The following is a 13,820-nucleotide window of genomic DNA, read 5'->3' as shown; positions in this document are numbered from 1 at the left end:
ACGGGAGACGATAACATATGAGCGAGCGCCAATCCGCAGATAAAGGCCAAGGCCGGGAACATTCCCGGCATCTGGCCAATGACATCGACGAAACTGTACAGCAATCGGCTCTATATGCGGTGGAGCAACTGGTTGCATTCGCACAAAACAGGGGCTTGATTGGTCCACAAGATACAGATTACAGCCGTAATTTGCTATTGGATCAGTTTGGTTTTTCCGAGCCTTATTCAGGTGGGGAAGCAGGGGGCATTATGGCCCCCGAAGCCCTCCAGCCTGTGCTAAATGTTTTGATAGATTATGGTTTTGCCACTGGACTTATCCCTGAAAACACAGATACGTATCGTGATTTGCTGGATTCCAAAATCATGGGGCTGTTGATGGCGAGACCATCTGAAGTCATCCGTGACTTTCATCAAACGGAGACTGAACGTGGCATAGAGGCGGCGACAGATGCTTTTTATCAATTATCCATCGATTCGAACTACATCCGAATGGATCGGGTTGCTAGCAATGTGTACTGGAATCAGTCGACATCTTACGGAGATATGGAAATCACGATTAATTTGTCCAAGCCAGAAAAAAGTCCCAAGGAAATTGCGATGGCGAAGCTTTTGCCGCCGCCTGTTTATCCCAAGTGTCAATTATGCCGTGAAAACGTCGGATATGCAGGAAGAGTAAATCATCCGTCCCGTCAAAATTTGCGCATCATTCCGGTGGAATTGAATGGGGAACCGTGGTTTTTTCAATATTCACCCTATGTGTATTACAACGAGCACTGCATTGTGTTCCATCATGATCATGTACCGATGAAGCTTACAAAGGATACACTGCGCCGATTGCTGGCCTTTACGAAAGCGTTTCCGCATTATTTTATTGGCTCCAATGCGGATCTGCCGATTGTCGGCGGATCGATCCTGACCCATGATCATTTTCAGGGTGGTCGTCATACATTCCCAATTGAAAAAGCGGGTGTGGACGGCATATACCATAATGAATCGTTCCCGCAGGTTTCAGCGGGGATTGTAAACTGGCCGATGTCGGTCATCCGTTTTACGTCAACAGATGCCGAGACGTTGTTGGAAGCGGGAAATGCTGCTTTTGAAGCCTGGAAAGTTTATAGTGATCCTGTAGCTGATGTCCTCTCTCATACAGAGCAGGAAGGGGAAACGATTCCGCATAATACCGTGACGCCGATTGTGCGCCGTGATGCCGAAGGCAGGTACCAGATGGATCTCGTACTGCGTAACAACCGAACGAGTGAAGAGTATCCGGAAGGTATTTTCCATCCTCACCGCGAGATGCATCACATCAAGAAGGAAAATATCGGTCTGATCGAAGTTATGGGACTTGCCATATTACCGGGGCGGCTCAAGGATGAACTGGATGGAATTGCAGATATTTTGTGTGGGGATGACAAGCTGGCTGTGGCTATGCAGCAGGAAGGACATCCACTGTTTAAGCATGCAGACTGGATTTATCAGTTAAACACCCGGTTCGGTCGTTTGCCTGACAAGGAGACGGCTGTTCGTACCGTACAAAATGAGGTTGGACTGAAATTCAGTGAAATTTTAGAGCATGCAGGAGTGTATAAACGAAATCCGTCCGGTCATCAGGCCTTTGGTCGTTTTATGAAACAATTGGGATATACTTTGGGAGAATAAAATTGCTTGCGCAGCACATAATACTCTACGAGAACCCTCCCAAGATATGACATGGAACCATGCTCCTCAAGGAGTGTGGTTTTTTTCTGAAAATAAAGCAGATTTGTTTCCTGTAACCGAAAAGGTTATAATAGAGTAGTTTCTTAACATTAAACTTTAGAACTATTGGAGGCGAGCGTTTGCGATGAAAGCATTCGAATTTTATAATCCTACACAATTGATCTTCGGTAAAGGACAATTGGAGGCTCTCAAGCGTGAAGTTCCTAAATATGGTAAACGTGTACTGCTTGTATATGGCGGCGGCAGCATTAAGCGCAGCGGTTTGTACGATAATGTAATAAGTTTGCTTGGTGAAATCGGTGCAGAGGTAACGGAACTGGCTGGTGTAGAACCGAATCCTCGCTTATCTACAGTACATAAAGGCGTTGAATTGTGTAAAACACATCAAATCGACCTCGTTCTGGCTGTAGGCGGTGGTAGTGTGCTGGATTGCTCCAAAGCCATTGCTGTTGGTGCAAAATATGATGGCGACATGTGGGATTTTGCAGAGCGTAAAGCGGCACCACAGGCAGCATTGCCACTAGGTACGGTTTTGACCATGGCAGCTACCGGTTCTGAAATGAATGCGGGTTCTGTTATTACAAATGAAAAAACACAGGAAAAATTGGGCTGGGGCAGCGTATTTGCGTTCCCTGCGTTTTCTATTCTTGATCCTGTGAACACATACTCACTGCCACAAAATCAAACCGTTTACGGAATCGTAGATATGATGTCACATACACTGGAGCATTATTTCCATTTGGAATCCAATACTCCGGTCCAACTTGGCTGGTGCGAAACGATTTTGCGTACGGTCATGGATGCGGCTCCAGGTCTGGTCAACGATCTGGAAAACTACGAGCTACGTGAAACGATTATGTATTGTGGTACGATGGCGCTGAACGGCTTCCTAAACATGGGGCTGACAGGTGACTGGGCTACTCACAATATCGAACATGCTGTGTCTGCTGTTTATGATATTCCACATGGTGGAGGACTGGCTATTCTGTTCCCGAACTGGATGAAACACAATCTGCATGTGAAGCCTGAACGCTTCAAACAACTGGCCGTCAATGTGTTCCATGTAAACCCAGAAGGCAAGAGTGATGAAGAAGTGGCGCTGGAAGGTATTCAGGCGCTGCGTGATTTCTGGAACTCGATTGGTGCACCAAGCCGTCTGGCTGATTACGATATTGATGCGTCCCAAATCGATGTTATGGCTGATAAAGCTGTGAAATTTGGATCTTTTGGTGGCTTTAATAAGCTCAATCGCGAAGATGTAGTCGAAATTTACAAAGCATCTCTGTAAACTGACATTTGTATCATTTTAAGCACGTTTGTGCGTCATTAGACGTACGAACGTGCTTTTTTGGGTTTGATTTGGGATTTTGGAGGAAAATTTTGAAACTTTTTAAGGTTGAATACGTAAACATAGTTATAGACTGGAAACCAGACTGAAAAGGTACATGGAAGGAGGAGTCGCATGGAAACCATATTTTGGTGGTTATTGGCAGGGGGCGCTATCTTTACCGTAGTCAGTGTGCTGATTGGAGATGTACTCGGTGGTTGGCTGGATGGTGCATTGGAGCTACCGGGCCTCGATTGGTTCAGACCTGTCGTTTTACTTGGAGCCATGACCGCTTTTGGCGGAGCTGGAGTACTGCTGACAAAGTATACTGGGCTGAGCATGGGGTGGGTCGTCGTGCTTGCTTTAGGGATTGCGTTTGTCATCGGAATACTCGTGTTCTTTGCGTTTATCAAACCCATGGCGAATTCGGAGGTATCCAGCGGCTTCTCTATGCGTGAGCTGACTGGCCGGATCGGTGAGGTCACCATTCCTGTACCTGAGGTTGGTTACGGGGAGGTTATGATCCGCTTGGGTGCAGGCAACACCATACATACAGCATCTAGCTTCGATCACAAACCGCTTGCTGCGGGAACCCGTATCGTCGTGGTTGAGGTCGCAGAGGGCGTCGTCCGCGTAGCGTACCTGGACACATAGACGGCGCATTCGCTTAACTTGAAGGGAGCGTGATCGGGAGTGTCAAATTTGCAAGATATTGTGTTGGTCCCTGGGATTGTTGTCATCGTTATCGTTATATTAGGGATCGCTTTTTGGGCCCGTTACAAAACGGTAGGACCGGATGAAGGGATGATCGTGACGGGCTCTTTTCTAGGAAATAAAAATATTTCCGAGGATGACTCTGGACGCAAAATTAAAATTGTACGCGGCGGGGGGGCCTTCATTTGGCCAATTTTCCAGCAGTCCGAATTCATCTCTCTGTTGTCCCATAAACTGGACGTAACCACACCGGAAGTGTATACGGAGCAAGGAGTTCCCGTGATTGCGGATGGTGTGGCGATCATCAAGGTCGGCAGTTCTATTGAGGATGTGGCTACAGCAGCCGAGCAGTTCATCGGGAAGCCACTGGAGGCTCTTAGGGGAGAGGCTCAGGAAGTGCTGGAGGGACATTTGCGCGCAATCCTCGGTTCGATGACAGTGGAAGAAGTTTATCGTAATCGGGATCGGTTTGCGCAGGAAGTACAGGGCGTGGCTGCTCGTGATCTGAAAAAGATGGGCTTGCAAATCGTTTCATTCACCATCAAAGATGTGCGTGATAAGCACGGATATCTGGATGCGCTTGGTAAGCCGAGAATTGCCGCTGTGAAACGGGATGCTGAGATTGCAGAAGCCGAGGCTGTGCGGGATGCCCGGATTCAGAAGGCGCGTGCGGAACAGGAAGGCCAGAAGGCCGAACTGCTGCGGGATACCAACATTGCGGAGGCAGCCAAGGAGAAGGAACTGAAAGTGGCTTCGTTTAAGAAAGAACAGGATACAGCGAAGGCAGAAGCCGATCAGGCTTATCACATTCAGGAGGCCCGTGCCAAGCAGACTGCTGTCGAGGAGCAGATGAAGGTCGAGCTGGTGCGCAAAGAACGGGAAATTGATCTTCAATCCAAGGAAATACAGGTACGTGAAAAGCAATATGATGCGGAAGTGAAAAAGAAGGCAGAAGCTGATCGGTATGCGGTCGAGCAAGCGGCGGAAGCAGATAAATCGCGTAAAATGCGTGAGGCTGAATCGCTGCAATACTCGATTGAGACACAGGCTAAAGCGTCAGCTGAACAAAAACGTCTAAACGGGCAAGCAGAAGCGGATGCCGAACGCGCCAAAGGTACGGCAGACGCAGATGTCATCCGTTTGCGTGGACTTGCAGAAGCGGAGGCCAAGGAAAAACTGGCGGAGGCGTTCCAGAAGTTTGGAGAGGCCGCCGTGCTCGATATTATCGTAAAAATGTTGCCTGATCTGGCTGGACGTATTGCCGAACCGATTGCGTCCATTGATAAACTCACCGTAGTTGATACGGGAAAAGGAGAGGGAGCAGCGCGTGTCAGCAATTATGTCACCGAACTGATGGCTACGGCACCTGAGATGCTGAAGAGTGTATCCGGCATTGATGTGGAGCAGTTAATCAAGGGGCTGACGACTGGGAAAAAAGGCCTTCATTCCGTGCCGTCCTCCGGTGAAGGGAATAAGCAGCATCTTCCAGCCTCGGTGGAGGCAGCACTAACAGATAAAGAATAACGGTAAGTCTTTAGGGAGCATCTACCCCTAACCAAAAGACCGCTTTTCATCACAGCATTTCCCGGCAATGTGATGAAAAGCGTTTTCTTTTTATTGACCTTTAGCCGAATATTTGGTACTTTAACGTGGATTCCTCTGAGCTTCATGCTATAATTCTTAGGATCAAGGTTCTGATAAAAGAGGTGCGGATGTGAGCAGCCTAAAAGTGGCCAAAGCGCTGAATAACAATGTGATTATAGGGATGCATCCCGAGCATGATGAGGTTGTTGTGATTGGAAAAGGAATCGGTTTCAATCGCAGACCCGGTGATCTTATGCCGTTGGATTCAGTTGAAAAATTATTTATATTAAAAAGCCATGAAGAACAGGAGCAATACAAACGGTTGCTTCCTGAGCTGGATGAAAAGCTCATTGAGGTCATCGGTGAGGTACTTCATCTTGTTCAGCTTCAAGCAAAGAAGCCTCTAAATGAGCACATACTGATTGCTTTAACTGACCATATCGCTTTTTCCATCAATCGTCATAAACAGGGAATTACGATTCATAATCCGTTTTTGTATGAGACTAGGGAAATATATCCTCAGGAATACAAGATGGCTGAGCAGGCTGTTGCTCTAATCAGGGATAAGATGGATGTAGATCTGGGAGAAGATGAAATCGGATTCGTGGCCCTGCATATTTATAGCGCCATGACAAACCAGCATATCTCCGAGGTGAGGAAGGATTCTCGTCTGATTGCTGATATGGTTCAGGTTGTCGAGACCACACTGGATTATCGTATTCCTCTCCAATCTCTTGATTATTCTCGACTGCTGACTCATCTGAGGTTTGCGATTGAACGTGTGCGCCGGGGAGAAATTGTGCAGGAGATTTATCGATTGGACAAGCTTTTGAATGAGGAGTACCCGGAAATGTATATGCTGGCCTGGAAGCTCACGAAAATTATGGAGAAAAGACTTCGTAAATCTGTGTATCCAGCTGAGGTTAGTTATTTGACAATGCATCTGCAGCGGTTGTCCCAACGCAAAGAGCAGGGGGAGCAACAAAAGTGATAAAACCGGAATAAAAAAGTATTGCCTCGCATTTAGTGGGGTGCTATAATCAATTTTGCAATGAGGAAGACAACAACTGAACATTTAACGTGTTACTGATTCGATCAGGCATGAGTTGTTTTAAGTTATGATTGTTTACAGCCTACTGGGGCAAGCTATATCCCAAGGTTGTTTTCAAACATACTTAAATCGGCTCATGCCTTTTTTGTTGTTTTGCCTCTGTTCTAAATTTCAGAGAAGGATGTGGAAGGTATGTTTAAAAAGCTTTTCGGCGTTTTACAGCGTGTCGGTAAAGCATTAATGCTTCCTGTAGCGATTTTGCCAGCTGCGGGGCTTTTATTGGGTATCGGTAACATGCTGGTCAATCCTGATTTTCTCCAGTACATTCCGGCATTAAATGCGGGCTGGGTTCAATCGGTAGCGACGATCATGATGAATGCCGGACAAATCGTTTTTGATAATCTGGCACTGTTGTTCGCAGTCGGCGTAGCCGTCGGTCTGGCGGGCGGTGAGGGTGTAGCAGGTTTGGCTGCCATCATCGGTTACCTCGTTATGAACATTACTCTGGGTACAGCCGTGGGTGTCACACCTGGTCTGATTGCTCAAAAAATACCGGGTTATGCAAACGTGTTGGGGATTCCAACGCTTCAAACCGGGGTGTTCGGCGGGATAATCATCGGTATACTGGCCGCGGCCATGTACAACCGCTTTTTCAAAATTGAGCTTCCATCGTATCTGGGCTTTTTCGCGGGTAAGCGTTTCGTTCCAATTGCAACGGCGGTATCCTCACTGATTGTCGGACTTGCACTGGTTCTGATCTGGCCTCCAGTTCAACAAGGACTTAACGCAGTATCTCACTTTATGGTGTATTCCAACCCGACTTTGTCGGCGTTCCTGTTCGGTGTTATCGAACGCGCGCTGATTCCATTTGGTTTGCATCACATCTGGTATTCACCGTTCTGGTTTGAGTTTGGTGAATATGTTAACAAGGCAGGTCAAACCGTTCACGGTGACCAGCAGATCTTCTTCAGCCAGCTTCGCGACGGAGTGGCGTTGACAGCAAGTACGTTCCAAGTGGGTAAATTCCCATTCATGATGTTCGGTTTGCCGGCAGCAGCGCTTGCAATGTACCATGAAGCAAGACCAGAACACAAAAAATATGTAGCAGGTATTATGGGTTCAGCAGCATTGACTTCGTTCTTGACAGGTATTACGGAGCCACTGGAATTTTCCTTCCTGTTCGTAGCTCCACTGCTGTTTGCAGTACACTGTATATTCGCAGGTCTGTCATTTATGACCATGCAAATTTTACATGTCAAAATCGGTATGACCTTCTCAGGCGGATTTATTGACTTCCTGATTTTCGGGATTATTCCAACCCGTACGCCTTGGTGGTATGTAATTATCGTCGGTCTGATTTTGGCAGTTATTTACTACTTCGGATTCCGGTTCATCATACGGAAGTTCAACTTGAAAACACCAGGACGTGAAGAAGCTACAGATAATGTGGATGGCGCAGCAGTCGGTAGTAGTGATGAGCTCCCGCACAACATTTTGGCAGCTTTCGGTGGTTCATCGAATATCAAGCATCTGGATGCTTGTATCACACGTCTTCGGATCGAGGTTAATGAGAAATCGAACGTTGACAAAGCTCGTCTGAAACAACTTGGCGCATCGGGTGTCCTTGAAGTCGGTAACAACGTACAGGCAATTTTCGGTACACGTTCCGACACCATTAAATCTCAAATGGCTGATATCATGGCTGGACGTACACCTGCACCAGCTCCGGCGCAACCTGCTCCACAAGAGGAGAAGGAAGCTGGAGAAGAACAACAAACCATTATTGTAGAAGATATTGTAATGCCTGTTAACGGCGAATTGGTTGATATCTCGACGGTTCCCGATCCGGTATTTGCAGAACGTATGACAGGTGACGGTTTTGCGGTCGTGCCAAATGATGGAACGATTGTGTCCCCTGTTTATGGTAAAGTATTCAATGTATTCCCAAGCAAGCATGCGATTGGTATTCAATCCGATGGCGGTAAAGAAGTGCTTGTTCATATCGGGGTGAATACTGTGAAGCTTAAAGGCCAAGGATTTGACGTTTTGGTGAACGAAGGCGATCTTGTGTCAGCTGGCCAGCCTATTATGAAAGTAGACCTGGAATACGTGAAGGCAAACGCTAAATCCATCATCTCACCTGTCATTTTTACTAACCTTCCAGAAGGTTCTTCGGTAACTTTAAACAAAACTGGAGTATTGAAGGCTGGCGAAGATGGTATAATTACGATAAAATAAACTCTATGTGTTTCGGATTAGTTGATTAGGCGGCTTAGGCCGTCTGATCAATGATCTGGTATACTGCGTGTAAACAAATATTATCTTTAGGAAAGTGGGAGGAACAAATTATGCAAACAACTTTTAGAATTACGGATGAAGACGGTATCCATGCACGTCCTGCAACTGCGCTGGTAAATACAGCTAACAAATTCAGCGGTGCTGAATCTTTTGCCGAAGCTAACGGTAAAAAAGTAACTTTGAAATCCATTCTGGGTGTATTGTCCCTGGGTCTGGAACAAGGCGATACTATTAACATTATCTGCGAAGGCGCTGAAGCTGCCGAAGCACTGAAAGCTCTTGAAAATGTAATCGTTAACGAAGGGCTGGGCGAAGTTCATGCTTAAAATTTCCGGGATTGCCGCTTCGGCAGGCATAGCCATTGCCCGGGCGTTTATCTTGGAGCATCCGAATTACGCTGTAGAGAGACGCGCGGTTGGTGATGTTGAAGCTGAAATCGCGAGATTGGATGCGGCTTTGGCACAATCTCAAACCGAATTGGAATCGATTAAGGAGAAAACGCTTCAGGAGCTGGGAGAGAAAAAAGCAGAAATTTTTGCATCTCACCTGCTCATCCTGAATGATCCTGAATTGATCGATCCGGTTAAAGCTAAAATCAGAGACGAGCAGCTTAATGCTGACTATGCTTTGAATGAAGTAGCTACACAGTTCATTTCCATGTTTGAAAACATGAAAAGTGCCTATTTGCAAGAACGCGCATCGGACATGCGTGATGTAACCAAGCGGATCCTGAATCACCTGCTTGGTGTTCATTTTGTTAGTCCTGCAGAAATTGCCGAAGAAACGATTGTGCTTGCAGAAGATTTGACACCTTCCGACACAGCTCAGCTGAATCGTGAATTTGTTAAAGGTTTTGCAACGAACATCGGCGGACGTACTTCGCATTCGGCTATTATGGCTCGCTCACTTGAAATTCCTGCAGTTGTGGGAACGAAAAATATATTGTCTCAAGCTAAAAGCGGTGATTTGATTATCGTTGATGGTTTGGATGGTCACGTATTCGTGAACCCTACCGAAGAGATTGTTGCGGAATACCGTGCTAAACAGGTGGCATACGACAAGCAACGCGAAGAGTGGCGTAAGCTGCGCGGCGAAGCTACGGTTTCTGTCGATGGTGTCCATGTCGAACTGGCAGCCAATATTGGTACGCCTAATGATGTAGCTGGTGTTCTGGACAACGGTGGTGAAGGCGTTGGCTTGTACCGTACGGAGTTCTTGTACATGGGACGCGATAAGCTTCCATCCGAAGAAGTACAGTATACGGCGTACAAAACCGTTCTGGAAAGAATGGAAGGTAAACCGGTTGTAGTTCGTACTTTGGACATCGGTGGCGACAAAGAACTTCCTTATCTGGACCTGCCGAAAGAAATGAATCCGTTCCTCGGATTCCGTGCTATTCGTCTGTGTCTGGATCGCCAGGATATTTTCCGCACTCAATTGCGTGCTTTGTTGCGTGCGAGTGTGCATGGTAACCTGCGCATCATGTTCCCAATGATTGCTACGCTGAACGAATTCCGTGAAGCTAAAGCTGTTTTGTTGGAAGAAAAGGAAAAGTTGGTAACCGAGGGTGTATCCGTATCTGAAGAAATTCAGCTGGGCATCATGGTAGAAATTCCTTCTACAGCGGTATTGGCTGACCAATTCGCAAAAGAAGTGGATTTCTTCAGTATCGGTACAAACGATCTGATTCAATACACAATGGCAGCGGATCGCATGAACGAGCGGGTTTCTTACCTGTATCAACCATACAATCCATCCATTCTGCGTCTGGTGAAAATGGTTATTGATGCCGCTCACCGTGAAGGACGTTGGGTTGGTATGTGTGGCGAAATGGCAGGAGATACAACAGCAATTCCGTTGCTGCTGGGTCTGGGACTTGATGAGTTCAGTATGAGCGCAACTTCCATTCTGCCAGCACGTAGTCAAATCTCCAAGTTGTCCCGTGCGGACATGGAAAAACTGGCTACAAAAGCTCTGGACATGCAAACAGCAGAACAGGTTGTTGAATTGGTTCAAAGCATCGAAGGTTAAGGAAGGGTATTACATTTCAAAGGTTATATCTTTTTCCAACAAAAAAATTGCTGTGTACATACAGCAGCCGGTATCTAATAGATACCGGCTTTTTTGCATGCTTTAAGTAGAATTTGTTTTTAACTGCATGAGCAATTCAGTACAGGTTTGCGAGCTGCGGTAGTTTCGTCCAATCGTGTGACTGGAGTAGTATATGGTGCATTGAGCACCAGCTCAGGGTTCTCTTCTGCTTCCCGCGCAATATGAATCATAGTGTCGACAAAAGCATCAAGTGTCTCCTTACTTTCCGTCTCTGTGGGCTCGATCATGATGCATTCCTCTACATTCAGAGGGAAGTAAATTGTAGGCGGATGGTAGCCGAAATCAAGCAGCCGTTTGGCTACATCAAGCGTACGCACTCCAAATTTTTTCAAGCCTCGCCCTGACATGACAAATTCGTGTTTGCAATGTCCAGGGTAGGGCAGGTCAAAATGTGGAGCGAGCCGATGCATCATGTAATTGGCATTGAGCACAGCGCATTCCGATACACGCTTTAAGCCGTCAGGACCGTAGCTACGGATATAGGCATAGGCACGGACGAGAATACCGAAGTTGCCGTAAAAGGCTTTAACCCGTCCAATAGAATCTCCCTGTTCCCGGTCCCAGTGGTACACCCCCTGCGGATCCCGTACGACAAGTGGCTTGGGTAAATAAGGGATGAGCCGTTGCTTTACGCCGACAGGCCCAGCGCCGGGGCCACCGCCGCCGTGCGGGGTACTCATCGTTTTGTGCAAATTGAGATGTACTACATCGAAGCCCATATCTCCGGGACGGGTAATCCCCATGATGGCGTTGGAGTTCGCCCCGTCATAGTAGAGCAGACCACCCGCGTCATGCACGATGGCAGCAATGTCAGTGATTTGCTTCTCGAACAGCCCAAGCGTGTTCGGATTGGTCAGCATGAGCGCCGCGGTGTCGTTGCCTACGGCTTGACGTAACGCATCCAGATCCACCAGCCCCTCAGGGGTGGAGGGAAGGGTGACTGTTTCGAAGCCCGCGACGGTTGCGCTGGCGGGGTTCGTTCCGTGCGAGGAATCCGGCACGAGCACCTTGGTACGTCGCTCACCACGTGCTTCGTGGTATGAGCGAATCATCATCAGCCCGGTCCATTCGCCATGGGCGCCCGCGGCGGGCTGAAGCGTGACGGCATCCATGCCAGTTAACGCAGCCAAATCATTTTGGAGCGTATACAGCAGCTCCATGGCACCCTGGATGCTCTCCTCGGGCTGATATGGATGGATTTTGGCGAAGCCTGTATATCGGGCGACATCCTCATTCACTTTCGGATTGTATTTCATCGTACAGGAGCCGAGCGGATAAAATCCGTTGTCCACGCCGAAATTGCGCCGGGACAAGGCAGTATAATGCCGAATAACGTCTACTTCGTATACCTCGGGTAATGCCGCAGGTTCGCTGCGCAGCGCATAATCTGGCAAAAGCTCTGCCACCGGGCGACGGGGAACGTCGCACTCGGGAAGGGAATAGGCGATGCGACCCGGACGGCTCAATTCAAAAATGAGCGCTTGATCGTGTTCCTTCAACAGCCCTTGTTTCTGATCCTGTCCGGTGTGTGTCATAGCAATCCCCCCAAGGTGTGTACAAATTGGTCAATCTCTTCTTTGGTCCTTTGCTCCGTCACGGCAATCAACATGTGACCAGCAAGTTCCTCATAGTCCCGGCCCAAATCGTAGCCAGCGATAAATCCAGCAGCTAGCAGCTCGGCCTGGAGTTTGCTCATATCCGTACCCTCAGGCAGTCTAAGGGCAAACTCATTAAAGGTTGGTGCGTTAAACGAGGCAGTTATGCCCTTCAAGCTCAGCAATTGCTCTAAAGCATAACGGCTTTTATGCAAATTTAGCTCGGCTACTTCCTTGATCCCCTGTCTACCCATGACAGACAAGTATACAGATGCAGATAAAGCTAGCAACGCTTGGTTGGAGCAAATGTTAGAGGTGGCCTTTTCGCGGCGGATATGCTGTTCCCGCGCTTGCAAGGTCAGCACGAAGCCGCGTTTACCGTTGCGGTCAGTGGTCTGACCCACAATACGGCCGGGGATACGGCGCATATGTGCCTGAGAAACGGCAAAGTATCCACAGGTCGGACCGCCGAGAGAAGAGGAGATGCCAAGTGGCTGTGCGTCTCCTACCACAATATCCGCGCCCTGTTTGCCGGGTGTTTCCAGCAAGCCAAGTGCTAGTGGATTGGCACTGACGACCAAAAGACCTTTGTGCGCATGGATGAGGTCAGCCATCGGCTTCAGGTTTTCCACGGCTCCGAAAAAGTTGGGGCTTTGGACCAAAACAGCCGCGGTCTGTTCCGATACGGCTGCCGCTAGCGCATCAGCATCCGTTACGCCGTCCGAACAGCCGATCTCCACGATGTCCAAATCCAATCCGCGTGCATAGGCTGCCAATACCTGACGTGCCTCCGGATGGACGGACCTTGATACGATAAGCTGTTTACGGCGGGTAGCTGCGGCGGACAGTGAGCCCGCTTCCGCCAGTGCAGTCGCTCCGTCGTACATGCTGGCATTAGCTACAGCCATGCCCGTCAATTCGCAAATATACGACTGAAACTCGAAAATGGCTTGTAGCTCGCCTTGGCTTACTTCCGGCTGATAGGGGGTGTAGGCTGTATAGAATTCCGAGCGTGAAGTGATGTGCTGGATGACGGACGGAATATGATGATCATAAATTCCTGCGCCAAGGAAGCTGGCATGTGTGTCTGTATTGGCGTTGTGTCCGGCCAGCTCGGCCAAGTGGCGGGTTAAGGCTTTCTCATCGAGTCGAGAAGAGAGAGGGAGTTCCCCTTGATATCGAATGGCCTCTGGAATGTCACTGAATAAATCATCAATAGATGATACACCCACCACACGCAGCATTTCGGTTTGATCCTGTTCAGTCATAGGGAGATAACGATGCTGCTTCATAGGTTCTGACTCCTTTCGAAAAGCAAGATTTTAGATCGTAAATTAGCTAATAAAAAAGTGTGTGAGATGAAAAACCCAGAAGTTCATATCTGACATATTTGCTTTATAGAAATAAAAAGAGTTTAA

At 47.9% G+C, this 13,820-nt stretch carries 10 protein-coding genes; 8 read left to right on the top strand and 2 right to left on the bottom strand.

What is annotated here, in order from left to right:
* Positions 1 to 17 precede the first annotated feature (17 nt).
* The 8 genes from NLX82_RS06315 (at position 18) to ptsP (ending at position 10,726) form a co-directional block, all read left to right on the top strand.
* Positions 18 to 1,661, top strand: coding sequence for a UDP-glucose--hexose-1-phosphate uridylyltransferase (locus tag NLX82_RS06315; protein WP_254347628.1), 1,644 nt, complete (start codon positions 18 to 20; stop codon positions 1,659 to 1,661).
* A 184-nt stretch (positions 1,662 to 1,845) separates the two neighbouring features.
* Positions 1,846 to 3,009, top strand: a complete 1,164-nt coding sequence (locus NLX82_RS06310; RefSeq protein ID WP_028542451.1) for an iron-containing alcohol dehydrogenase — start codon at positions 1,846 to 1,848, stop codon at positions 3,007 to 3,009.
* Positions 3,010 to 3,183: 174 nt separating this feature from the next.
* Entirely contained in the window at positions 3,184 to 3,702 is a 519-nt protein-coding gene (locus NLX82_RS06305) for an NfeD family membrane protein (RefSeq protein ID WP_023989884.1), read from the top strand.
* 48 nt (positions 3,703 to 3,750) lie between these two features.
* Positions 3,751 to 5,286, top strand: a complete 1,536-nt coding sequence (locus tag NLX82_RS06300) for a flotillin lipid rafts scaffold protein FloT (protein WP_028542452.1) — start codon at positions 3,751 to 3,753, stop codon at positions 5,284 to 5,286.
* A gap of 190 nt (positions 5,287 to 5,476) precedes the next feature.
* Positions 5,477 to 6,337 (top strand): glucose PTS transporter transcription antiterminator GlcT, encoded by an 861-nt coding sequence (glcT, locus tag NLX82_RS06295; protein ID WP_023989882.1) that lies wholly within the window; start codon positions 5,477 to 5,479, stop codon positions 6,335 to 6,337.
* A gap of 252 nt (positions 6,338 to 6,589) precedes the next feature.
* Positions 6,590 to 8,635, top strand: coding sequence for a glucose-specific PTS transporter subunit IIBC (ptsG, locus tag NLX82_RS06290; RefSeq protein ID WP_023989881.1), 2,046 nt, complete (start codon positions 6,590 to 6,592; stop codon positions 8,633 to 8,635).
* 110 nt (positions 8,636 to 8,745) lie between these two features.
* On the top strand, positions 8,746 to 9,021 hold the full coding sequence (locus tag NLX82_RS06285) for an HPr family phosphocarrier protein (protein WP_013372579.1): 276 nt from the start codon (positions 8,746 to 8,748) through the stop codon (positions 9,019 to 9,021).
* Positions 9,014 to 10,726 (top strand): phosphoenolpyruvate--protein phosphotransferase, encoded by a 1,713-nt coding sequence (gene ptsP, locus NLX82_RS06280; RefSeq protein WP_023989880.1) that lies wholly within the window; start codon positions 9,014 to 9,016, stop codon positions 10,724 to 10,726. Before NLX82_RS06285 ends, ptsP begins: the two co-directional genes overlap by 8 nt.
* A gap of 119 nt (positions 10,727 to 10,845) precedes the next feature.
* Here the strand turns inward: ptsP and gcvPB are convergent, their stop codons facing one another.
* The gene (gcvPB, locus tag NLX82_RS06275) at positions 10,846 to 12,342 is read right to left on the bottom strand and encodes an aminomethyl-transferring glycine dehydrogenase subunit GcvPB (protein ID WP_302055730.1); all 1,497 of its coding nucleotides are present in this window, start codon (positions 12,340 to 12,342) and stop codon (positions 10,846 to 10,848) included.
* Positions 12,339 to 13,694 (bottom strand): aminomethyl-transferring glycine dehydrogenase subunit GcvPA, encoded by a 1,356-nt coding sequence (gcvPA, locus tag NLX82_RS06270; RefSeq protein ID WP_023989878.1) that lies wholly within the window; start codon positions 13,692 to 13,694, stop codon positions 12,339 to 12,341. The genes gcvPB and gcvPA overlap by 4 nt, the downstream gene beginning before the upstream one ends.
* Positions 13,695 to 13,820 lie beyond the last annotated feature (126 nt).

It is taken from the genome of Paenibacillus sp. A3M_27_13 (genome assembly GCF_024213315.1).
GTDB lineage: Bacteria > Bacillota > Bacilli > Paenibacillales > Paenibacillaceae > Paenibacillus > Paenibacillus polymyxa_B.
This window is presented reverse-complemented; position numbering and strand designations above follow the sequence as displayed.

Coding starts and splice junctions, on each gene's coding strand:
- gcvPB (WP_302055730.1), bottom strand. CDS start 12,342: ATGACACACACCGGACAGGATCAGAAACAAGGGCTGTTGAAGGAACAC.
- NLX82_RS06310 (WP_028542451.1), top strand. CDS start 1,846: ATGAAAGCATTCGAATTTTATAATCCTACACAATTGATCTTCGGTAAA.
- ptsP (WP_023989880.1), top strand. CDS start 9,014: ATGCTTAAAATTTCCGGGATTGCCGCTTCGGCAGGCATAGCCATTGCC.
- NLX82_RS06285 (WP_013372579.1), top strand. CDS start 8,746: ATGCAAACAACTTTTAGAATTACGGATGAAGACGGTATCCATGCACGT.
- gcvPA (WP_023989878.1), bottom strand. CDS start 13,694: ATGAAGCAGCATCGTTATCTCCCTATGACTGAACAGGATCAAACCGAA.
- NLX82_RS06305 (WP_023989884.1), top strand. CDS start 3,184: ATGGAAACCATATTTTGGTGGTTATTGGCAGGGGGCGCTATCTTTACC.
- ptsG (WP_023989881.1), top strand. CDS start 6,590: ATGTTTAAAAAGCTTTTCGGCGTTTTACAGCGTGTCGGTAAAGCATTA.
- NLX82_RS06315 (WP_254347628.1), top strand. CDS start 18: ATGAGCGAGCGCCAATCCGCAGATAAAGGCCAAGGCCGGGAACATTCC.